Source organism: Hoeflea prorocentri, from assembly GCF_027944115.1.
Classification (GTDB): domain Bacteria; phylum Pseudomonadota; class Alphaproteobacteria; order Rhizobiales; family Rhizobiaceae; genus Hoeflea_A; species Hoeflea_A prorocentri.
Window position 1 is genome coordinate 3,554,710 of the sequence record NZ_JAPJZI010000001.1, and the last position, 21,661, is coordinate 3,576,370.

The following is a 21,661-nucleotide window of genomic DNA, read 5'->3' on the forward strand; positions in this document are numbered from 1 at the left end:
ACCCTTTGGTCGCCTGATCAACCGATCAGGCCGAGGCGTATCGCCTTTGCGATCGCCTGTATCCTGTTGACCGCATCCAGCTTGGTTGCAGCAAACCCGAGATAGGCGTTCACCGTGTGGACGGACAGGGAAAGCTCTTCGGCAATCGCTTCGCTCTTATGACCATCCGCAGCCAGTTGCAGGCACTGAAGTTCACGGTCATTGAGGTTCTGATGCGGTGAAATACGCTGCACATCCAGTGCCAGCAATTCACGCATGATGCGATAGATATCGCGATGGAATTCCACCACTCTATCACCGCTCAAATCCAGATCCGAGCCGAAGAACAGGGCAAAACCATTGCCCATGATGCCCAGCTTTACAGGGAAACCGACACCACCGATCGGTGTTTTGTGCGCGGCAAGTTCCTCAACATAAGGACCCTGCGCTGTACCACCGGTTTCGCCCGCCCAGGTAAACGGAAGCAAGGACCATTCCATATGGGCTTCAATGGCTGCGCTGACTTGTGACACGGTCTTGCGCATATCGCGGTCGAGCGAACTCAACACGACCGATACACGCTGGCTGTCGCTGGAGGCAAAACGGTTCACCCGGCATACGACATATCCATCCGCCCCGAGTATCGTCCGCAACTCCTGTGCAGCGTCCTCAAGATCCGAAGCCCCTTCGGGGTCATTATCAGTTTTCATTGGCCATGGCTGACAAGCGTCGAGATTGTCATTGACCGATTTTCTAAGTGCCGTCTCCAACGTCTCGCCCTCGTTATTGACGAACAAAATAATTTCTCGAAACACTATTCGTCTGTTTCGGAATACGGATGCAGATCCGCTGATCTGCGTTTTATATCAGGTTGTTTCTTACGGCATGGGCAATCGCCTCCGATCTGGTTTTTGTGGACGTCTTCTTCATGATGCTGGTGATGTAATTGTTCACTGTGTTGCGTGAGATTCCGATGATCAGCGAAATCTCGTCGCTGGTCTTGCCCTCGGCAATCCAGGACAGGCACTCCAGTTCGCGCTCGGTCAGTTCCTGCAGCACTTCGACACCGAAGATGTCTTCCTGAAAACTGGCCAGGTGATAGGCGCAGATCTGAGCGATGTCATGGAGCCTGTTCTGGGAAAAGATCATACCGTCCACAAAACACAGCATAAGAACCATGCGGGCCGGTCCGACATCGAAAGGGACCACGCAAAGCTGACGGCTCAAATGGGCCGGCATCGATATTGGTTTGGGACAGTCGATGAATGTCGGCAGCATTGCCGATGTGCAGCGTTCGATTTCGGTGATCTTGAACTGCGCACGCACCAGAACGGATCCGAGCGTGCGCACCAGATCGAACGGCCAGTTGGCCGACACCGCAAACTCAAGATTGCCTTCCGAATATACGTCCCAGCGGGCCAGAAGATAATTTGCGGCACCGGCGTAATCGGCAATCAACTTCAGCCCATCGGCGATGTCACCGGACTGGCTGGCCGCCCGCACGTCCTCGAGCAATCGCGCCCTGCTCATGGCAGCACCCCTTGCCCGTTGCTGTTCGAATATTCGCACGTTCCGGGCCGGCGACTATCCGATGCGTCTCGCACATCTTTAAAGCCAACCCTATTCAACACTGTCCCCGCACGCTGCTTCTTGCCCCCTAGAAAACGTCATGCCATGATCAGCAATGTACCATCACGACCGCATAAATCGAATGGTAACTTCTCACACTTTACACAACTTATTAAATATTGCAGCGAAAGTAGCGCACGTAATCCGCGACAAAAGCGCTCTATCTGTCGGCTGGGACTTGATGGTACGAAAACGATATGAGCCGTGCAGAATCGGATCGCTCTAGGCGGCGTCGTCTATAGCCCATTTGCGCAGGATCTTGGCGGCACGCTCTTCGTTGATTTCAACCATGCGTGCAAGCCGCCGCTCCGGCCCTTCCTTCACACGCCGCCCGATATCTTCGGTTGGAGCGGCACCGAAATTCGGCAGCGGATCGGCTGCGGCAGCTCCATCACCGCCCAACGCCAGCTCGCCGGCATCCGGCGCGCCCGCTTCATCGTTGGGATCAAATCCGAAATCGGCACCAAATCCTTCCATGGTGGCGGTGTTCGGACTGAAGTCCGGCAGATCCGGACCGGTTTCCTCCTCGGTGCCCGCCGATGCGGTCAGCGCATTTGCCAGCGGCCGGAACCCGAACCAGACAACAAGCAAGGCCACGAGAACAAAGGCGCCGGCATTGATCATGCTGCCAAGGTGGCGGCCGACGGTCTGGCCGATATTTTCGCTTTGTGCGGCTTCGCTAAGCAACTCGGCTTCAAGGAACTGCACGACCGTGAGCTTGATCTGATCACCACGGTCGGTGTCGAGGCCGGATGCGGAGGCAACAATCTGTTGCAGTTCGGCCAGATGCTCGTCGATATCGGCCTTGGTGGCTGACTCGCCGAGCATGGCCTTTATACGGCCCTCGTTGATGACGACCGCGATCGACAGCCTTTCAACACTGTAGCTGTTCCTGACCGTTGCAATCGTCTTGGAATTGATCTCGTAGTTGGTCTGCTCTTCCTTGCGCTCATTCGATTTCGACGACTGGGGCCCGGCGGCGGTCGCCGCCTGCTCCTGAGGAAGGTTCTGTTCAACGGTCGCAGGCGCGTTCGATTCGGAGCTGTTCGACGCATTGTTTTCCCGCGTGATCCTGATGGAACGCTCAACGCGCGACTCTGGATCGAATACGGTTTCCTGAATCTGCTGGGTATCGGTGTTTATGTTTGCCCGCACGCTGGCGCGGAAATTATCAATGCCAAGGAACGGAGCCAGAGCCTTGTCGATATTGCCGACAATCTCGGACTCGACCGTCTGCACGACATTCAGCGACCGGTTCATCGTGCTGTTGGAGAAGTCATCCCCGGACGCAAGCAACTGGCCGGTCGAATCGAGCACCGTCACGTCGTCAACGCTCAAACCCGGAACCGAAGCGGCAACCAGGTGCCTTATCGACTGTGCGGCCCGCCGGCCATCGCCGCCGATAGCCCGCACCATAACGGATGCCGACGGTTTTTGTTCACCACGGCGGAAACTGCCGCGATCGGGCATGACGATATGAACACGTGCGGCGGAAATTCCATTGATTGAGCGGATTGTGCGGGCAATCTCGCCCTCAAGAGCCCGCACGCGGGTCACCTCCTGCATAAAGGAGGTCAATCCGAGCGAGCCGACATTGTCGAACAGTTCATAGCCGGAGGTCGAACTGTTCGGAAGGCCGCGTTCGGCCAGGGTCATTCTGGCGCGTGCCGTCAGACCGGCAGGAACGCTGACCGTCTCACCGTCCGAGCTGACCTCGAACGGCACCCCCATCTCACCCAATGCAATTGCAATCTGGTTGGAATCGCTGCCTTCCAGTCCGACATAGAGCGTCTCATAGCTGGGACGGTTCAGGAACACCGCCGCAAGCGCGACAAGCGCAATGGCGAGCGCTCCGGTACCGGCCAGCGCAACAAGGCGTTTGGTTCCGAGAGTTGCCAGATTTCCCGGTAAGCTGGAAAGTTGGTCCAACAGACTCATTCTGTCTCCACATCAGCACCACGCCGCCGCGGGAGCGGCACCGCTGGAAAAAAGCTTCCACCGGCCCGGCCAAGCTACAAATCGAAGCTTGCGCGAAAATGATGTGAAAACAGCCGCTGCGGGTCGCAGCCGAAAGCGGCTTAGAAGAGTTCCGTGTCGCCGGCGACAGACTCGGATTGCGTCACCGGACGCAACCCCGGCTTCAGACGCTGCTGCATATCGGCAAGCTTGAGAACGTTGAGCGCCGTCGTCGTGTCGATCAGCATCTCACCGGGCAGTCGAGTCGATAATTCAGCCAGAAAGTCACCAAGTCCCTTCACCCGCTGGATTGCAAGGTCCATGCCTTGAACAACCGCGATATCCTGCGGGTCGACCGGCGCGCCCTCGTCACCACACAGCACGTGTTCTGCAGCCTCGATCAACTGCGCTATATCGGTCAGCTCCACCTGGAGTTTAAGCAACAGCTCCGTCAGTGTCTCTTCTGCCGAGAGGTCGACATCGCCCATGTCGACTGCTTGTCCAGCTATCCCCGTCATTGCCCGTATTCTCCTGCTGGGTCTTCTTCTGCCCCGACCAGACATAATGCCGCAGGCCGGTTTCGATCCCCTTAACGCATCACTAGAAAAACTCGATATCGTCGGGGGCCGGTTTCTTGGGCGCGGCAGGCGCTTCCAGTGCAACGGCTTTCAGGGTTTCAGTTCCGGTAAGGATGTTTTGCCTTGCCCGCCCGCTGACCGGCCAGAACTCCACCTTGCGGCCGAGTTCACCGCCGAGGCTTGCGTTCACAATCGGAATGGCCTCGTCGGTCAAAAAACGTTCGGCAAACTCACCGTTCTGCCGGCCGACATCGGAGAGGCGCGACATGGTCTGCGCGCCGCCGAATACCTTGGCCTCCAGCCTGTCCTTCTTTGCGCCCTTCTGCAACAGGCCGTTGATGAGCAACTCCATCAGATGAACGCCGTAGCGGGTGGCTTCACCGGAGGACCCGGCCTCTCCGGGCAGAAGGAAATGATTCATCCCGCCCACGCCGGCGACGGGATCGCGCAAACAGGCGGCAACGCACGATCCGAGGATCGTGCTGAGCACCACATTCGGATCATCGGATACCAGATATTTACCCTGTATGACGTGCAAACGTTTTTGGGGAACTGCAACCGTCATCAAAGAGCCCCGAAGACCGCCTCGATCGCCGCCTTCATCTTGTCTATGGTGAAAGGCTTGGCGAGGACATTGTTGGCCCCGAGGGCAGCTGCCTTTTGCACCAGGGCCTTGTCTCCCTGAGCAGTCAGGATGATAAAGGCCGCGCGCTTCGTCGATGCATTGGTGCGGATTGCTTGCAGCAACCCCAGGCCATCCATGACGGGCATATTGAAATCCGAGATGACGAGGTGATGCGGGTCCTTCTGCATGATGTCGTAGGCCTGCTTGCCATCGCCTGCGGTGGTAATCTTCGTAAAGCCGAGCTGCTGAAGCGCCTCACCAAGCAGCAGCCGGCTTGTAACCTGATCATCGACGATCAGGGTTTTGATTCTGGTTGCAACGGACATTATCTCGTCCCCTCTCTGTGGGAAGTAGTCAAATTCAGTATCTCCTCGCCGATACGGCGAAGGGGCAATTGATTTTCAACGGCGCCTATCTCAAAAGCCGAGCGCGGCATACCGTAGACAACACAGGTGCTCTCGTTTTGCCCGATCGTCGCGGCCCCTCCCTGCCGCATCTGCAAAAGCCCTGATGCTCCGTCACGTCCCATGCCAGTCAATATGACACCGACCGCCCTGCGCCCACAGTGCGCCGCGACGGAGTTGAAGAGCACGTCAACCGACGGTCTGTGCCCGTTAACAGCCTCGCCCTCGCGAAGCCTGCACCTGAGAGTCGTACTGCCAACGATCTCAAGATGACTTTGGCCGCCCGGCGCCACATAGACCATTCCGGGGCGAATGGGTGCGCCATCTGAGGCCTCGGCGACCTGGGGTTTGCACAGCCGGTCAAGGCGCGCTGCAAAGCTGCTGGTAAACGCCTCGGGCATGTGCTGGGTAATCAGTGTCGGCGGACAATTGGCCGGGAACGTCGACAACAGTGAAATCAGCGCCTCCACGCCACCTGTCGATGCGCCGATCGCCACGACTTTCGATCCGGGCCGGTAATTGACCGCTGTGTCCGATTGCCCATTCGCACCGGTCGGCTGCGCCGTTGCGGACGCCCCGATACGCGCTTTCGACTTGCCGCCCTGCTTGACCTTTTCCGCCAGATCGGGAAACGGGTTTGGATCGGTGACCGCCGGTTTGCCGATGCAGTCGAACGCGCCCAGTTCAAGGGCCGCCAAAGACGCCTCGGCGCCTCTGCTGGTCAAGGTGGAGACCATGATCACCGGCATCGGGCGCAGACGCATGATCTTCTCTAAAAACTCCAACCCATTCATGTTGGGCATCTCGACGTCCAGCGTGATGACGTCCGGATTGAGCTGTTTGATGGCGCTGCGCGCCTGTGCTGCATCGCCAGCCGTGCCGACAACCTCGATATCGGGGTCCGCCTGCAAAACGGAACTGATGAGACTGCGCATTGTGGCGGAATCGTCCACAACAAGCACACGCACCGGCTTGGCAAGCATCACACGCCTCCTGCTGTTTTCTGGTAGGTGGTGATACCGGCGCTTCTCAGGCGGTCCTTGGCGTCTCCGGACACACGCTCGGAATGTCCAATATAGAGCCACCCGCCAACCGCCAGCATGTCCGCGTAGCGGGACCAGATGCGCGCCTGGGTCGGTTCGTCGAAATAGATGACGACGTTGCGGCAGAAAAGCACATCGAACGGTCCCTTGAAGGGCCATTCACGCATGAGATTGAGTTCCCGGAAGGCAATCAGGCGCTTGACCGCCTCATCGACACACCACTGTCCGCCGCCGAGGTCCTTGAACCATTGTTTGCGAAGCTGCGGCGAGACGGTTTCAATGGCCGCGTCGTCATAAACGCCCTGCCTGGCATGAGCGATGACAGCCGGATCGATGTCCGTGGCAAGAATCTTGACGTCATAACGTTCCGCATCCGGCATGACCGAAAGCAGGGTCAGCGCCATCGTGTAGGGTTCCTGCCCCTGTGAGCAGCCGGCAGACCACAGCCGCACCCGGCCGCCCGACTTCGCCCGCGCAACCAGTTCGGGCAGAACGTCGTTGCGCAGATGCTCGAAATGGTGCTCCTCACGAAAGAACCGCGTGAAATTGGTCGTCAGCAAGGACAGCATTTGCCGCCGCTCTTCAGCACCGTCGGCGCCCGCCACGAGATTGCAATAGCTTTCAAAGCTGTCCATGCCGATCCGGCGGATACGCTTTGCCAGACGCGAATAGACAAGCGACGCCTTGCTTTCATTGAGGAATATGCCGGCGTCGTCATAAATCATCGCCGCAATATTTCGCAGATCCTTGGCGGTCATGCGAAATTCGGCGTCCACCAGAACATCGCTGTCCGGCGCTTCAAAGCCCGGCCGCCGGGTTGAGGCAGCGGCCGTCTGCTTTAATCCCTGGGCAGGCAAGGCACTCATGCAGCTTCGCTTTCGTCGTCGGGGAAGACCGATTCAAGCTCGATCAGGCAGATCATTCTTCCTTCGATGGCAAGAACGCCCTTGGCGAAGGACCGATCAAGTTCGGACGAGACTTCCGGTGTCGGCTGAATGTTGTCATCGGTGACTGTCAGGATGTCGGAGACCGCATCCACCAGAAGTCCCACGACCTTCTGACGCACCTGGGCGACAATGATCACGTGGCGGGCGGACGGATCTGATTCTTTCATGCCGAGCCGGCTGGATAGATCGACGATGGGTAGTACGGCTCCACGCAGATTGATCACTCCGAGCACATAGCCCGGCGAGTGCGGCAGCGACGTTGCCGGTGTCCAGCCGCGAATTTCCCGAACGGACATGATGTCGACGCAGAACTCCTGCTCGCCTATCCTGAAAGCGATCAGTTCGCGAGCGCCTTCTGCAAGATTTTTCGAAGTCTGTTGCATGGTCTTACCCCACTGCTGCTAGTGACGTTTCGGATTTCAAAGCACCGTTGCGCGAGGCAGCGACCACCGCCTCGACATCGACGATCAGGGCAACTTGTCCGTCGCCCAATATGGTTGCCGCGGCAATGCCCGGCACGTTGGCGTAATTTGCTTCCAGGCTCTTGATGACCACCTGGCGCTGACCCTGGATGGCGTCGACGAGCAACGCGCTCTGGCCGCCATCTTCCGAATCCACCAACAGGGCGACACCCGCCAGCGGGTCGGTCGGCGTATTGCTGAAGTTCAGTATCTGGCCGACATCGACGAGCGGTTTGAAGCTGTCGCGAATGGAGATGAGCTGACCGCTGGCGCCAAAGCCGTGGATATGCTCGCTTTCCGGCTTGAGGGTCTCGATGATCGAGGTGAGCGGGACAACCAGTGTCTGCTCGCCAACGGTCACGACCATTCCGTCGAGCACCGCCAGCGTCAACGGCAGGCTCATGGTGAAAACGGACCCTTTGCCAGGTGTCGATACGATACCGACACGTCCGCCAAGGGCCTGAATCGAGCGCTTGACCACATCCATGCCGACACCGCGGCCGGAAATGTCAGACAGTTGTTCGGCGGTCGAAAATCCCGGCTGGAAGATCAGATTGTCGACTTCCTCGTCAGTCAAGGCGGTTTCGGCGGTTATGATGCCGTTGTCGATTGCCTTCTGACGTACCCGCTCGCGATTGATACCGGCTCCATCATCAGATATCTCCAGAACAATACGCCCGGACCGGTGTTTGGCCGACAGCTTGACCACGCCTTCCGGCGACTTGCCGGCGGCAACCCTGTCCTCGGGTGATTCCAACCCATGATCGACGGCATTGCGGATCATGTGCGTCAATGGTTCGGCCAGTTTGTCGATGACCGTCTTGTCAACCTCCGTGGCCTCGCCTTCGGTGACAAGCCGGACATTTTTGCCGACCATTTCTGCGGCTTCACGAACGGTGCGCGACATGCGCTGGAAGATCGGTTTGACCGGCTGCGCGCGGATCGCCATGACGCTGTCCTGGATTTCCCGGGTCAGCTGCTGAAGGTCCTCAAGCCCCATCGTAACGGCCGACGAACCGGATGTGGCCGATTCAGCGACACTCTGGGCCAACATGGCCTGATTGATCACCAGCTCGCCGACAAGATTGATCAGCCTGTCAATGCGGCCGAGTTCAACGCGGATCGTTGCCTGTGCCGCCGGCGCGGTCGAACGCGCCTGCGTTTTTTGCGCCGACACGTCAGCCGCATCCTTACCTTGCGCCGCCGCCTGCTGCAGGTCGATCACATTGGCCGCATCCGGCTGCTCGGCAATCGGTTCTATTGCCGGTTCGACCTCAACAGGCTCAGATATTTCAGGCGCCGGGTCATTTTCAGCAATCGGCGCGTCAACCGGATCGGAAACCGGCTCTTCCATCGGCTCGGCAGCCGGCGGCTCGGCGCTCACGGCCTCGAGCGGCGTGATCTCGAGGTCGCAATCCCACTCGGCAAATTCGAACACCGCGCGGACCGCTTCCTCGTTTTCGCTTGTCGACAGCGTCGCATTCCAGACCAGATAGGAGCCCTCTGGGTCCATCTCGTCAATCGCCGGAAGAGCGCTCATGTCACAATCGACGTCCAGTGTGCCCAGTTGACCGAGTTCGCGAAGCAGGAGCAGCGTTTCATTGCCCTTGTGATAGAGGTCGGGCTTTGGCTTGAAATGGATCTTGAAGCCCGACGCCGCTTCCTCACCCTCCGCACCGAAATCATCGAACGAGAACGGAACAGGCTCGAATTCGGGTTCCGCGTCTGCCCCGTCCTCCTCATCCAGTTCGTCAAGCTGAACGGGCACCGGTGTAAACCCGGCTTCGTCGTGATCGGCGGGCTCGGCTTCCGCGGGCGCTTCTTGAGCAGACGCCTCTTCCGCCGGCGCGGCCGACACAGGTACTTCGCCCCTGGCAAGCGCTTCCAATTCGGCAACCAACTCGCTGCAACGGGCTTCTTCAACACTACCGCCGTCGCGTGCCGCATTCGTCAGGTCGGCCAGCACATCCGCAGATTTCAGCAGAACCTTGACCACGTCACGGGTGGCTTCAAGCTGATTGGACCTGACGCAATCGAGGGTCGTTTCGAAGACGTGTGCAAAAGCGACCAGCTCATCCAGCGCAAAGGCCCCGGCGCCGCCCTTGATGGAGTGCACCGCCCTGAAAACCGCATTGACGGTTTCCGGATCCTGATCTCCGTCATTGAGCGCCAAGAGGCCGGTTTCGAGTTCGGCCAGTTGCTCCTCGCATTCCTGAAAGAAGATCTCTTTGATTTCGTTCATATCCATCGCGGTCTCTCCGTCAGGCCGTTACACGCTGAATCGCGCTGATAAGCTTTTCAGGGTCGAAAGGCTTGATGATCCAGCCGGTTGCGCCGGCCTCGCGGGCGCGGTTCTTCTTTTCGGCGTCGCTTTCAGTCGTCAGAACCAGGATCGGAACAGCCCTATGGCGCTCGCTGCGACGGACGTTCTCGATAAAGCCGAAACCATCCATCCGGGGCATGTTGATGTCGGTAATGATGACATCGGGCTCGGACCCTCCCAGAACTTCCAGGCCGTGGACGCCATCCTCGGCCTGCAGCGTTTCATATCCCGCACCATTCAGCGTCATGAGCAACATGTTGCGGATCGTGCGCGAGTCGTCGACTGTCAGAACTGTCGTCTTTTTCATTGCGTCGCCTCCTTTACATGCAGGCTTTCCGGCTCAACCCCGAGCAAGGCAAGGGCCGACAGGAAGGTTTCGGACGGCGCCTCCAGGTGAAAGGGCACGTCGTCATCGCCCCAGCTTTTTTTGGCGCTCAGCAGGAGCTGTATGCACTGGGCGCCGACGCGATCGACCTGCGACGCATCGACCACAAGCGCACCGCCCCGTGCTGAAAGCAGGCTCTGATGCAATGGCGCGACAGCCGTCAGGTCGAGGTTCTCATCCAACTCGAGCCGCCCGGCTTGATTTTCCGTTTCTGCACTCATTTCGGTCCCATCCCGTTCGTATCCCTTGCCGGTAAATTCCGGCCGTTCAAAACTCAGTCCAGTCGTCGTTCTGCGGTTCGGCCACCGCTTGTGCGGTATCCACCTCAAATGCGCTCGCGAGCTTTTGCCCCAACCCACGCGCGGGCGATTCAACCGGCTTGTGACCGGCCTTGGCGACAGCAGGTCCCTTGCTTACCGGTTTCACAACCGGCGGCATGTGCGGCATCGCCGAACCCATCACAGCCGTGTTGCCGATCTCGAACCCGGTCATCAGGCCGCGCAATTTGCGGCTTTCAGAGGTCAGATTCTGGCATGCGGCATTGGTCTCCTCGACCATCGCTGCGTTCTGCTGGGTCACCTGGTCCATCTGGTTGATGGCCGTGTTGATTTCCTGCAGACCCGCAGTCTGTTCGCGAGACGAAGTGACGATCGCGGCAACGCGTTCGTTGATGCGCAGGACATGCTGTTCGATATCCTGCAGGGCATCGCCGGTCTCGCTGACCAGCGACACACCATCGCCGACTTCGGTCACCGAATTGGTAATCAGTTCCTTGATTTCCTTGGCGGCGTTGGCCGACCTTTGGGCCAGTTCGCGCACTTCCTGGGCAACAACGGCAAACCCCTTGCCGGCCTCGCCGGCACGCGCGGCTTCAACACCCGCATTGAGCGCCAAAAGATTGGTCTGAAAGGCAATGTCATCGATAACGCCGATAATCTGGCTGATCTGGCCGGAAGACTGCTCGATGCGCTGCATCGCGGTAATGGCGTCCTGAACCACCTTGCCCGATTTCTGAGTGCCGTCTTTTGCCTCATCGACCATCTGGCCGGCCTCTTCGGCAGCCACAGAGGAGCTGCGAACCGTGGCCGTAATCTCGTCGAGCGCAGCCGCGGTTTCTTCAAGCGCCGCCGCCTGTTGCTCGGTGCGGCGGGACAGGTCGTCCGCCGCTTGCGAAATTTCAGTCGATCCGGTCTGCACAATATCTGTCGATCCGGCGACTTCGCCCAGCGTCTCGCGCAAGCCTTTGACGGTCTGATTGAACGCGCTGCGCAACTCTTCATATTCGGCGATGAATGGCTGTTTGAGCTCAACGGTCAGTTTGCCTTCGGCAAGGCTTCGCAGGCCAGTCGACAGGTCTTCAATGACCGAGCGGCGCTGCGCGTCGTCCTCTTCACGGCGACTGGCAATACCGGCTTCCGCTTCCTCGCGGCTTCGACGCTCCATGTCTGCCGCATCGCGCGCCGTCTGGCCGTCAATGATGGCCTGCCGGAACACCTCCACCGATTGTGCCATATCGCCAATCTCGTCGGAGCGCTCCACATAGGGCACATCCTGATTGTAAGATCCGGCAGCCAAAACGCCCATATAATCAGTCATATGGCCGATTGGCCGGACCACCCGCCAGCGTATGACCATGATACCGACCAGCAACATCGCCATGGCTATCAGCGCGGCGGAAAATGCCAGCATCTGGTAGTTGTCGACCATGTCGCCGGCGGCCGTTTCCTGAGCGGCAAGGGCTGATTGCGTGTCCGCAATGATTTTCTGCAAGTCTTCGCGATGCCGGATGTAAACAGCGTGCAACTCTATGAGGATCGGATCCAGCGCCGCCTTGTCTCCGGCTTCAATGGCCGGGATCATGCGCGTGTTGATCAGTTGCCAAAACCGCGCGCCGTCGTCCTGGACACCGGCCTTAATTGCAGCCTTCAGTTCCGGCGCGATGTTCGATTCCTGCCAATGACCGAGGCGTTCATAGTAACTTTGTTCAAGCGCGTTGAGCCGCGTGACATTTTCATCGAAAAGGCTGGGTATTTCCTCAGCCTCAAGGGCGAGCATGTAAGCCTCGACCAGGAACAGCGGTGGCGGCTGGATATCAGCGCGCACCTCATTGAGATCAATGATACGCTTATATTCCGGCGAACCGATCGCCACCTTGCTGATGGTCAGCGTGTTGATGCCGATGGCGCAGATGAAACCGATCGCAATAACGGAACCAAAAACCAACAAACCTTTTGCAATACTCAGTCTCATATATGCTCCCCTGGGTCGCCGGCGGACCGAACGGTCCCTGATCCCGGCTCCTTGAACTGCGAAGTGTTTTTAAGCAGAGGCATTTTCACGCACGCCTCCTGACAGGCAGGTCAGCCGGAATGTCCGGCACCGCCAATTCCTCACTATAGGTGGCTTGATTCATTTGCTGCGTTTCGTCGCCAAGCCGGAACCTGCGGACGATCTCACCCAGTTGGACGATGCTGGCTTGCACCTCGCCCATCTGCGCTTCGGCCGAGACCGATTGAGAAGACACGGCGGCAGCCCGTGTGCCGACAGCCTGGAGGTTGGCCCTCAAACGTTCGATTTCAGATGATCTTTGAGCGTTTTCGGAGGCTGCATGCGAAGCGGTCGTATCGATCTGTGCGAAACGTCCGACAACATCGTCAATGGCCGTTCCCGCCTCGTTGACGGCCTCCACGCCACGGTCGATGCGGGACCTGGTGTCACCGACAAGCCCCTCGATCTCCTTGGCCGCCTCCGTGGAGCGCTGGGCAAGGGCCCTGACTTCCTGCGCGACAACGGCAAATCCGCGCCCGGCATCACCCGCCCGGGCAGCTTCGATCCCCGCATTCAGCGCCAGCAGGTTCGTCTGAAAGGCGATGTCGTCAATGGCATTTGTAATCTGTCCGATCCTGTCGGTCAGACCCTCGATACCGTTCATCGCCTCAACGGCGCGGCCCATGACTTTTCCGCCGTTTTCGGCGCTGCGGCGTGCGTCGACAATCACGCCTTCGACACCATCCGCGCCTTCCGCGGCTCTTTCTTGCGATGAAAGGGCGGCATCGAGCGCGTTGGTGATGTCTTCGATCCGTTCGGCGGCCTGCGCAGATTCGGCCGTGAAGCCGGTTAACGCCGTCGCTGCCGCGGCGGCCTTTTCATTACCCGCCAGCAGGGTTTTGACGATTGCCGAGAATGTCGTCTGTACCCTGTCCAACGCCACGTTGAATGTCGCTGCAAGCTCGCGGTGCTGCGGGGGGACTGCGCCCTCAATGCGGTCGCCGAGATCGCCGACCATCAGTCCGCGCAACGCATGGCCAAATTGCTGGTTGATGGCCTCGCGCTCCTGGGCGATGCGTTGCTCGAACGCGTTTTCAGACGCTGAACGCTGCTCCTGGCTGTATCCGTTCCACAACAAATCGGTGTAGCGCGTGCACACCGCGAACAGATCCGCCATCTCCGCCGTTGCGCTGTTCAGGCTGTGCTGCCTGGAGCCGGCAAACACGCCCTTTGGCCAGTTCTGTTTCAGGCCGAGTTCGGCGGCATTTGCAAAGACGAGATTGACAACGGCTAGGCACCATTGCGGATCGAAGCCGCTCGCCGCGATATTACGGCCCAGTTCGCGCGCCTGTTCTTCAAAGGCCGCGCGGCGCATCGGGTCGCCAAGATCCGCGACTGTTTCAAGTTGCGCCGCGATCTCGGCCATCAATCGGCGCAGACCGTCGGCCTCTTCGCGCGTCAGTTCTCCGGGCAGTTGCCGCGCTATCAGGTCCGGACGCAGGTCAGAGGCCGCCGTCCCGACCCAGGCGCCCACCCGGGATCCGGCATCGGCGCCCGACTCGGCAAGCATCAGGAAATCGCGCTGCCTGCGCTTTCCCGAAGCCCGATCCCCCCTTGTCGACGTCTGCCTGTGCACGCGGATTCCCCGAACAATCCTTCGCCGATACTGAAAATTGGCGACGCGTTATTTCGCCCTGGCAATCCCAAAAAACACGATAGTCCTGGCCCATGGAGCATGTTGGGCCGGTGCCCGCGAAGCGCACGCAGGACCGAAATTCCAGTCGAAAAACATATTTTCATGAAATACCGGGGTATAACCGGTTCAGCGGAACAGCCTCATGCCCATGGACCGAACGCGAATGCGTTATCCATTCCGCCGCAGCCAAACGCTATGGGTAATTCGTTTCCTTAAAGTTAATAAACCTTAAAAAATGTAGCCGCGTGTTGACTTCTGAGAACGGGCAACTGTGCAAAAAGCCGATCTTACGCTCGGCAAGCTTCGTGCAAGTTTTGCCTGCGACGGTTGGCGCAGGATATTGAAGCACAATCGTATCGGTGTCCGTCATGATGACTGGTTGGAGAATTGCTGCATGTTCGCTATCGGAATTATTGCCCTCATTATTGCTGTTTTTATGTCTCTTGCATTTTCACTTCTGGATATTCTCGAAGCCCAGAGAAAGACCGTCGGACACCCGCGCATCTAGGCGAAGAAGCCCACTATCATACCAGCGGTCGCCCCAAACGGTATCCGGCTGAGCGACCGCTTGCACCAGACGTGACCGATCCTGCGCGGGCGGTCGGACTGCGGCTTTCAAAACATTCCACGGAGCCAGAGCCGTCTCTGGCCTGGGACGACAACCAGCCGTAAGCGGCGCTACCGACGTTTTTACCTCGTATTAGCCTTGTCCGATTATCGTCCTGTGCTTGAGCAGCAGGGCGGCTTGCCTGTCGCCGCAACCGGGCGGTAAGTGCGCGACGGCATGGACTGCTTTGGATGTGCAAGACCGCCTTGCCCGGCTAAAGCCTCTTGGGAGACGTCAGGTCATGACTGACACTTCAGACACGAACGGCTTGAGGTTCGCGGCGCACCGGCCCGTGACGACCCCGTTCCTGCCCATGCTGACCCTCCTTTTCGCGTTGATCCTTGCCGGCTTCTTTGCAGGTACAGGACCGGCTCTGCCCTGGGCCATTGCGATATGGCTGCTGTTTGCCGCGCCCGGACTGATTGTCTGCCGCAGCATTGCCTTTGAGGGTATCATGCCGTTCTTTACCGCGGCATTGATCGGTCAGGCGATTAGCCTGTCCATCGTCGCGCTGGTTTGCGTTGCTGTGCCGCTTGGCCCTGTCTCGATCCTTGTTCTCCCGGCTGCAATCTCACTAGCCGCCGCGCTCGTCCCGAGCCGACCTGCGGCTGCCGGCAGGATGATCAGCAACGAGAAAGGTGAGTATTTCGCTTACGCGATACCGGCGCTGCTTTCCCTGCTCATCTCGGCAAGCGTTTTTGCCGGTGTCGGATCACCGGTGGATGAAGGCGTTGTTTTCAATACCTTCTTCGATGCCGATTTCTTCAAGCATCTCGCCATTGTCCAGTCGATTGCGAGTGCGGGCGTTCCGGCTCTCGATCCCTTCGCCGCGGGCGACAGGCTGGACTACTACTGGCTGTTCTATGTGCTGTCGGCCACCGTCCTGACAGCATCTCAGGGCGCCGTGGACGCAAAGAACGCGTTGCTGGCCGTCGGGCTGATACAGGGCGTGTGTTTTTCTGTCCTGCTCTATGCTCTCTTGCGCCGCGCCGGGCTGGGACGCGCAGGCAGTGTCCTGCTGACCTGCCTTGCCATACTGACACCGTCGCTCGACGGCATCGCGGTCTTTACGTCCGCTTCGCTCAGCTGGCGGGAGTTCGCGGAAATCTACAATATCGAGGCCGTGAACCTTACCCGTCTGTTCGATCCTCCGAGCATGGTCGCGGCGAGTTCACTGCTGCGCACATTCTTTTACATTCAACAGCATCAGTTGGCCCTGTGCCTGATCCTGGCCTGGATATGCGCCGGTTCCATTCCCCTTCGCGTTCCTGTCCTGCGCGCGGTGCTGATCGTGCCGATGCTCATCACGAGCACGTTTGTCGGCGTCGTCGGCATTGCAGCGATCCTCGCAACGGCCTGGGTGAAAGCCCTGCGCGACCGGTCAGCGACAGAGCTTTTGATGACAGGTGCCGCGGCGGTCTTGTCGGTTGCACTCGGTGTCCTCATCGGCGGCCTGGCGCAGGGGCCATCCGCTTCCTTCATGAGCAACCCCAGCTTCGCGGGCGATGGCGCGGCAACTATCGCCTTTACGACGGTACTCTACTGGTCGTCACTGCAATTCCTCGTAACTTTCGGCGGTTTTATGGTTTGGGCCTTTGCCCTGATGACCGTTTCTCCGAGGTTCCTGCTGGACAAGTTCGAGATCACGGCCTGTGCGATCTTCCTGACCGGCGCCGGGTTCGGCGCGATGCTGGTATCGGAGATCCTATTGGGCCAGCGGCTGGCACTTGAAGTCCAATTGAAGGCGAGTTTCGTTGTCTGGATTGGCCTGACCTTGTGCTGCGCCCTGGTTTTTGCGGCGCCGTCTCCGCTTCCGCGATCCCTCGCCCGCCTGTCGCGGGCGCTTCTGATCGTCCTCGGCGCCCTGTTGACGGCGATCGGACTGACAACGCCGGTCGTTGACATGATCTGGCACCGTTCTCAAAACCCCGAACACGCGACCATCATACCAGCCGCCGATATGAAAGCGCTTGAATGGATGCAGCAGAACACGCCGCCACAGGCAGCGATCCTGCAATACCCGGAGCTCAATACGATTGCCGGCGGTCTGGACGCCTGGGCGCCGATCATTGCCGGACGCCCGGCCTATGTCACACCACGCGCCACGGACTGGGACACGTCACGGCCGAAATACGATGCCGCCAAGGCACTGTTTGATAGCGGAACCATTGCAGATACCTGCGCGCCGGTCATTTCGGGCAGTGACTATATCTACCTGTCGAGAACACTCCACGCCCCGACATTTGACGGGCTGCTTGACGATCTGGTGACAAAAGGCGTTGCCGAGGTGGCCTACTCCAATCTCGATGCCTCCGTTCTGCGGGTGATCGGGTGCGCCAGACCCGAAGCGGATTGATGTCAGGCGACGGCACTTTGAACGGAAAACATGTTTTGGGAGGTAGAATGATGCCCGGAGCTGGCACCTAATCTCCCTGTCCGGGGCATTCAACAAAGACCATCGGGTGATTTCGGGAGATAAATTGAGTCAAGCGGCCTTGAAGATCTGGCAGGGTGCGACCTTCAAGGTCTGGGATGGTCTTTCGCCATATCTCTCCACGTAAGACTTCGAAAACCGACCCAAATTGCTGAAGCCCCATTTCATTGCGATGTCGGTCACCGAACCGGTCATCGCCATCAAATCGCTATGAGCATGCTCAAGCCTGATGTCACGCAACACAGACAAGGGAGTTTTGTTTCTGAACTTTCGGAAACCACTGTGCAACGCACGTTCACTACAGCCGGCCTCGCGTGCCAGAAGCTCAATGGTAATGGGTCTGTAGGCATTGCTTCGCATGAAATCTTCAGCTCTTTTGACGGCGCGCGGTATGGCGACATCCATGGCGCCTTTGTCCAGGATCTGCTTGTAGTTGTGATCCATGCCGGCGAGGATGTTTGAGAGCATCAGCTCCTGAAACTGTGTGCCGAAAATCGGATTGTCAAACACCTCCGGAGCTTCGGTATGTTGTGTTTTAAAATACTCCAACAATGACAGAATCGATTGTCCTTTGATCGTAGAAAGATCCAGCAAAGGTGCAAACCTGAGAGACTTGCCCAGTTCATGCTGGTAGAACGATTTTACCCTGTTCTCCAATACATTGTGCGGAATCACCAGATTTAGCCCGATGTGCCCGTGGCTATAGGTATTCGTCTCCTCGGTCAGACTGAAAATGCGGGCATTGCCCTTTTCCTTTTCAGCGGAGATTTCGCCAAAGTTTGGATCGGTCGTGGAAACTTGACCTTCCAGTGTAATGCGAAGATTGAACGCCTCATCTTTCGCAAGAGACGTGCCCACGGTCGGCGCACCCCAATCCAGATATACAAGGCTCATGTCCTGGGTTGTTACGCTGGCGCTTCTGGCTTCGATATTGCCGTCGACCTTTCCCAGCGGCCTGGCTTCGTAAGCCGTGACATTCCGGGAAATCATTTCGCCGACGTCTTCAACCCTGCCCTTTTCAACCACGCCGTGGAGCCGGCAGAACTTGTCGAATGATGTGAATGAGAAAGCCATAGCTTTTCTCCTACCCACGAATCTTGAGCGATGAATATAACCCTACACATGTAAATTTTGAACGGGCATTGTAACAGGCGACAGATGTTCGCCAAACACTTAATCGTGATCATTCACTCTCAATGGTCTTCACTATGGTTAATCAAGTATTTATTTGATTTTATACTTTTAATATTTCGCCTCCCTATTTCAATATACACAATCATTGAGATTTATTATTGTTCGGGCGCTTTTTATCCTTCCATCAGAATTTGCCAGGAGCAACATCTGACATGGAGGCAAAAAATGTTTGTAAGATACAATAAAGGCCGGAAACTGAAATCGTTCGATCAATGCATTTCAGGAGTTGCTGCGATTGAGCTTGCGATCATCTTTCCGGTTTTCATATTCCTGTTCGCAGGCCTTATCAACTTCGGATACCTGATCTTTCTGCATCACAACATGCAGGACGTTGCCGGCGACACGCTCAGGTCTGTCATATATGGCGAACTTGACACATCGGTCGCGGCCAACAAGGCAACGGACGAGCTGGACAGCCTCTACGGAGAGTTCGAGGTTGTAGTACGCGAAAACTCTTCGACCAATGACATCACCGTTACGATTACGGCGGATGCAAAGTCCTCGACCCTGATGCCTTTGCCACTGGTTTCAGCCGACCTCCTCACCAACGAAATCGGGGTCACCGTTACGTCACCGCGTATCACGCAGTTCAATCCGGCAAATATCTGAACGCCGGCCTCTGAGATGTATGGAGTAGAGAGATGCAAGCGATATCAAAGTTGATGAGTGCAATTTCCGGCGAGAAAAAGGGTTCGGTCGCGATCATGACCGCGGTTTCCTTGCCTGTCCTTCTCGGCATGGGAGCGTTGGCCGTGGATGTCGGGCATTTCTACAAGGTCAAAACAGAGCTTCAGCAGGCAGCCGATATTGCAGCCCTTACCGGTTTGACGACGCTTCAAGAAGAAGATTCCGGACCATTTACCCTATACCAGCTAACACCTCAACGTGCAGCGGGAACATACACGCAAGGGATTATTGACGCCGTCAATGACAATGCACCGCCGGTCAGCAAAGGTGTTGCTGTTACCAGCAACGATGTCCAGTTTGGAAACTGGAATTTCAACACACAGCAGTTTAATTCAAGCCCGACTGCGTTTCCCACCAACGCAGTAAGGATAACCGCGACCTTGAGTTCCGAACGTAAAAATGCCGTTCCGACCATTCTCGGGAGGATGTTCAAGGAATCCATGGACATCAAGGTCGAAACGATGGCCGTTTTCCCGTTTCCTCCAAGTTTTCACATGCTGTCTCCCAACAAATACGGTGCGTTGCAGTTGTTGAACGGCTCGGACATAGACATTGCCTCTGCACAGATAAACTCAAATCGAAATGGATCTATTTTAAATAATGTCAGGCGCGGCAATATCGGAACATCTAACGTCTTTACTGCCGGGTCCGTCGCGGGGCGAAAGACTGACAGAATCTCCGAAAACCAGTTTCCGATCGCGGATTTTCTCCAGGATCTGCCTGATCCAAAAATGTCCGGAAGCTGTAACTTCTATAATTTTGTCACAACCAGTTCCCGTACCGTTTTGAACCCCGGCACTTATTGCGGCGGATTGACCATCAAGGATGTTGAACAGGTTGAATTCCGGCCCGGTACCTACACGATGTTGTATGGTCCGTTGACTATCGACAGTTCAATGCAGGGCAAAAACATATTTGGTGACAACGTCCTGATCTACTTTTACGGACGGGCTGCCCAAATGAACACGGAAGGTGGAAATCTCTATTTCAGCGGACCGAAAACCGGGGAACATGCGGGGGTGAGTTTTTTCTCGACCAGAGGCAGCCAAGCACCGTATGTACACCGTATCAAATCCGGCACCCGGTTCTACTCGCATGGGACCTTTTACGCACCGGATACTGACGTGCAAGTATCCGCGTTCTTGCTTAATGGCAACTGCGGGTTTGTCTGTTTCGTCTCCGAAACCCTGCAACTCAGCGGAACCTATGTGAACTACTATTACGGCCAGGGTGGCGGTACAGGAAACCCACTTGGCGCTACGACGACGCGTGTTCCCCCTAACCCGCCGGCGCTCGCCAAATCCATGCGTCCCTATATCATTGAAGAGCTGTAGTCAGCAGCTCCTCGAAAACGCTTGCTGACTTCAGGGCTGGAGGGCACTACACCACTTGCTTCCTGCCAGCCGGGGATGGCTGTCCACGCGGCCATCCCCTTTTTTTCTGAACATCGTGTGCCTGTCCTTTGTGTTTCGGTTCCGGTGATCAAGCAGAACCAAAAGGACAAATTTGTGCGGGATCTGTCCTATTATTGCAGGATCTGGCCAGTAATAATCGTTAGGTCAGGGTATTTTCGCTCTTCAAAATCGAGGAGCAAAACAATGAGACAGTTCATCTTTTCTGTTGCAAGCTTCCTGTCTGACAACGATGAGGGTTACCTTACAAGGAAGCTGGTTTCGACACTGGCCGGAATCGCCAGTTTTGATTCGTGGATGCTTGTGCATTTTAAATCCGGGCACAAACCCGAGATTATGAGTTGCCGGGATAATTTGAGGTCCAGCGAGGCTTATGCTGAAACGTATTTTCGGGACGATCCCTTTTTCGCGGCAATCGAGGATGGATTTCCATCCGAATTCATGACGTTGGATAGTATCGAACCCAGGTTCTTTCGCCAATCCACCTATTTTCAGAACTACCTTGAAACCGAGTCGGGATTTTCGGATCAGGTTGCCTATATCTGTTCGGTGGACAGGGAAGAAACCTGCATGCTTGTTCTCGGCCGTTCAGGAAAATTCAAACCGTTTCGGGCCTGTGAGAAACTGGAGTTCCGCCAGGCGGCTCAAATTGTGCGGGCGGTGCTTATGCTGATTTGGGTCAAGAAGCAGTCCTGTCAAAAGGCCGCTGCATCAAATCCGGATAAAGAAAAGCAAACCCAGGCCGATCTGATAATGCATGATTTCGGTGCAATTGCCCTAAGCCCGCGCGAAAAGGAAATCCTGAGGCTTCTGCTTGCCGGAGAGTCTGCAAAGTCGATGGGCCGCGAGCTGCAGATAAGTCCGGGCACCGCACAAAGTCACATAAAGAACATCTACCTGAAACTGGGTGTTTCCTCGAGAGGCGAACTGTTCGGGAGATTTGTGGACGAGCTTCTGGAGAACAATGTCGCATAAGCGGAGGGCTGACGTTTTGAGAGACAATTGCCTGCCTGGATCTGGCGTCAGCCAATTA

The 21,661-nt window shown here is 57.2% G+C and carries 20 protein-coding genes; 5 read left to right on the forward strand and 15 right to left on the reverse strand.

Going from position 1 to position 21,661, the window contains the following annotated elements:
• Positions 1–17: 17 nt before the first annotated feature.
• From OQ273_RS16640 to OQ273_RS16705, 14 genes are all read right to left on the reverse strand, one after another.
• Entirely contained in the window at positions 18–776 is a 759-nt protein-coding gene (locus OQ273_RS16640; RefSeq protein WP_267991639.1) for a helix-turn-helix transcriptional regulator, read from the reverse strand.
• Between the two features lie 64 nt (positions 777–840).
• Complete coding sequence (visN, locus tag OQ273_RS16645; protein ID WP_425493388.1) at positions 841–1,548, reverse strand: transcriptional regulator VisN; 708 nt, start codon at positions 1,546–1,548, stop codon at positions 841–843.
• 282 nt (positions 1,549–1,830) lie between these two features.
• Positions 1,831–3,546, reverse strand: a complete 1,716-nt coding sequence (gene fliF / locus OQ273_RS16650) for a flagellar basal-body MS-ring/collar protein FliF (protein WP_267991642.1) — start codon at positions 3,544–3,546, stop codon at positions 1,831–1,833.
• Positions 3,547–3,686: 140 nt separating this feature from the next.
• On the reverse strand, positions 3,687–4,082 hold the full coding sequence (locus OQ273_RS16655) for a hypothetical protein (RefSeq protein WP_267991643.1): 396 nt from the start codon (positions 4,080–4,082) through the stop codon (positions 3,687–3,689).
• An 82-nt stretch (positions 4,083–4,164) separates the two neighbouring features.
• The gene (locus tag OQ273_RS16660; protein ID WP_267991645.1) at positions 4,165–4,707 is read right to left on the reverse strand and encodes a chemotaxis protein CheD; all 543 of its coding nucleotides are present in this window, start codon (positions 4,705–4,707) and stop codon (positions 4,165–4,167) included.
• Positions 4,707–5,093, reverse strand: a complete 387-nt coding sequence (locus tag OQ273_RS16665; RefSeq protein WP_267991647.1) for a response regulator — start codon at positions 5,091–5,093, stop codon at positions 4,707–4,709. The genes OQ273_RS16660 and OQ273_RS16665 overlap by 1 nt, the downstream gene beginning before the upstream one ends.
• On the reverse strand, positions 5,093–6,154 hold the full coding sequence (locus tag OQ273_RS16670; protein ID WP_267991648.1) for a protein-glutamate methylesterase/protein-glutamine glutaminase: 1,062 nt from the start codon (positions 6,152–6,154) through the stop codon (positions 5,093–5,095). The genes OQ273_RS16665 and OQ273_RS16670 overlap by 1 nt, the downstream gene beginning before the upstream one ends.
• Positions 6,154–6,972, reverse strand: coding sequence for a CheR family methyltransferase (locus tag OQ273_RS16675; RefSeq protein WP_425493424.1), 819 nt, complete (start codon positions 6,970–6,972; stop codon positions 6,154–6,156). Before OQ273_RS16675 ends, OQ273_RS16670 begins: the two co-directional genes overlap by 1 nt.
• Positions 6,973–7,076: 104 nt before the next feature.
• Positions 7,077–7,544, reverse strand: a complete 468-nt coding sequence (locus tag OQ273_RS16680) for a chemotaxis protein CheW (protein ID WP_267991650.1) — start codon at positions 7,542–7,544, stop codon at positions 7,077–7,079.
• Between the two features lie 4 nt (positions 7,545–7,548).
• Positions 7,549–9,870, reverse strand: coding sequence for a chemotaxis protein CheA (locus OQ273_RS16685; RefSeq protein ID WP_267991651.1), 2,322 nt, complete (start codon positions 9,868–9,870; stop codon positions 7,549–7,551).
• Between the two features lie 13 nt (positions 9,871–9,883).
• Complete coding sequence (locus OQ273_RS16690; protein WP_267991653.1) at positions 9,884–10,252, reverse strand: response regulator; 369 nt, start codon at positions 10,250–10,252, stop codon at positions 9,884–9,886.
• A complete protein-coding gene (locus OQ273_RS16695; RefSeq protein ID WP_267991655.1) occupies positions 10,249–10,551 on the reverse strand; it encodes an STAS domain-containing protein in 303 nt (100 codons plus the stop codon). The genes OQ273_RS16690 and OQ273_RS16695 overlap by 4 nt, the downstream gene beginning before the upstream one ends.
• Positions 10,552–10,597: 46 nt before the next feature.
• Positions 10,598–12,580 carry a methyl-accepting chemotaxis protein gene (locus OQ273_RS16700; protein ID WP_267991656.1) on the reverse strand — a complete coding sequence of 661 codons (1,983 nt, stop codon included), beginning with the start codon at positions 12,578–12,580 and terminating at the stop codon, positions 10,598–10,600.
• Positions 12,581–12,665: 85 nt separating this feature from the next.
• Entirely contained in the window at positions 12,666–14,234 is a 1,569-nt protein-coding gene (locus OQ273_RS16705; RefSeq protein ID WP_267991657.1) for a methyl-accepting chemotaxis protein, read from the reverse strand.
• 331 nt (positions 14,235–14,565) lie between these two features.
• Between OQ273_RS16705 and OQ273_RS16710 the strand changes: the two genes are divergently transcribed.
• Both OQ273_RS16710 and OQ273_RS16715 read left to right on the forward strand, forming a co-directional pair.
• Positions 14,566–14,802 carry a hypothetical protein gene (locus tag OQ273_RS16710; protein WP_267991659.1) on the forward strand — a complete coding sequence of 79 codons (237 nt, stop codon included), beginning with the start codon at positions 14,566–14,568 and terminating at the stop codon, positions 14,800–14,802.
• A gap of 340 nt (positions 14,803–15,142) precedes the next feature.
• Positions 15,143–17,257 carry a hypothetical protein gene (locus OQ273_RS16715; RefSeq protein WP_267991661.1) on the forward strand — a complete coding sequence of 705 codons (2,115 nt, stop codon included), beginning with the start codon at positions 15,143–15,145 and terminating at the stop codon, positions 17,255–17,257.
• A 129-nt stretch (positions 17,258–17,386) separates the two neighbouring features.
• Here OQ273_RS16715 and OQ273_RS16720 read toward each other — a convergent pair whose 3' ends face one another.
• Positions 17,387–18,361 (reverse strand): AraC family transcriptional regulator, encoded by a 975-nt coding sequence (locus OQ273_RS16720; RefSeq protein WP_267991662.1) that lies wholly within the window; start codon positions 18,359–18,361, stop codon positions 17,387–17,389.
• A 333-nt stretch (positions 18,362–18,694) separates the two neighbouring features.
• On the opposite strand from OQ273_RS16720, the gene OQ273_RS16725 reads away from it, so the two are divergent.
• The 3 genes from OQ273_RS16725 to OQ273_RS16735 are packed head-to-tail and all read left to right on the forward strand — an operon-like array spanning position 18,695 to position 21,603.
• Complete coding sequence (locus OQ273_RS16725) at positions 18,695–19,138, forward strand: TadE/TadG family type IV pilus assembly protein (RefSeq protein WP_267991664.1); 444 nt, start codon at positions 18,695–18,697, stop codon at positions 19,136–19,138.
• Between the two features lie 32 nt (positions 19,139–19,170).
• Positions 19,171–20,550 carry a pilus assembly protein TadG-related protein gene (locus tag OQ273_RS16730; protein ID WP_267991665.1) on the forward strand — a complete coding sequence of 460 codons (1,380 nt, stop codon included), beginning with the start codon at positions 19,171–19,173 and terminating at the stop codon, positions 20,548–20,550.
• Between the two features lie 21 nt (positions 20,551–20,571).
• A complete protein-coding gene (locus OQ273_RS16735; protein ID WP_267991666.1) occupies positions 20,572–21,603 on the forward strand; it encodes a response regulator transcription factor in 1,032 nt (343 codons plus the stop codon).
• Positions 21,604–21,661 lie beyond the last annotated feature (58 nt).

Excerpts from the sequence above, each read along its gene's own strand:
- OQ273_RS16690 (WP_267991653.1), bottom strand. The coding sequence starts at position 10,252 with ATGAAAAAGACGACAGTTCTGACAGTCGACGACTCGCGCACGATCCGC.
- OQ273_RS16665 (WP_267991647.1), bottom strand. The coding sequence starts at position 5,093 with ATGTCCGTTGCAACCAGAATCAAAACCCTGATCGTCGATGATCAGGTT.
- OQ273_RS16655 (WP_267991643.1), bottom strand. The coding sequence starts at position 4,082 with ATGACGGGGATAGCTGGACAAGCAGTCGACATGGGCGATGTCGACCTC.
- OQ273_RS16680 (WP_267991650.1), bottom strand. The coding sequence starts at position 7,544 with ATGCAACAGACTTCGAAAAATCTTGCAGAAGGCGCTCGCGAACTGATC.
- OQ273_RS16730 (WP_267991665.1), top strand. The coding sequence starts at position 19,171 with ATGCAAGCGATATCAAAGTTGATGAGTGCAATTTCCGGCGAGAAAAAG.
- OQ273_RS16725 (WP_267991664.1), top strand. The coding sequence starts at position 18,695 with ATGTTTGTAAGATACAATAAAGGCCGGAAACTGAAATCGTTCGATCAA.
- fliF (WP_267991642.1), bottom strand. The coding sequence starts at position 3,546 with ATGAGTCTGTTGGACCAACTTTCCAGCTTACCGGGAAATCTGGCAACT.
- OQ273_RS16670 (WP_267991648.1), bottom strand. The coding sequence starts at position 6,154 with ATGCTTGCCAAGCCGGTGCGTGTGCTTGTTGTGGACGATTCCGCCACA.
- OQ273_RS16660 (WP_267991645.1), bottom strand. The coding sequence starts at position 4,707 with ATGACGGTTGCAGTTCCCCAAAAACGTTTGCACGTCATACAGGGTAAA.
- OQ273_RS16700 (WP_267991656.1), bottom strand. The coding sequence starts at position 12,580 with ATGAGACTGAGTATTGCAAAAGGTTTGTTGGTTTTTGGTTCCGTTATT.
- OQ273_RS16695 (WP_267991655.1), bottom strand. The coding sequence starts at position 10,551 with ATGAGTGCAGAAACGGAAAATCAAGCCGGGCGGCTCGAGTTGGATGAG.
- OQ273_RS16715 (WP_267991661.1), top strand. The coding sequence starts at position 15,143 with ATGACTGACACTTCAGACACGAACGGCTTGAGGTTCGCGGCGCACCGG.
- OQ273_RS16675 (WP_425493424.1), bottom strand. The coding sequence starts at position 6,972 with ATGACCGCCAAGGATCTGCGAAATATTGCGGCGATGATTTATGACGAC.
- OQ273_RS16685 (WP_267991651.1), bottom strand. The coding sequence starts at position 9,870 with ATGGATATGAACGAAATCAAAGAGATCTTCTTTCAGGAATGCGAGGAG.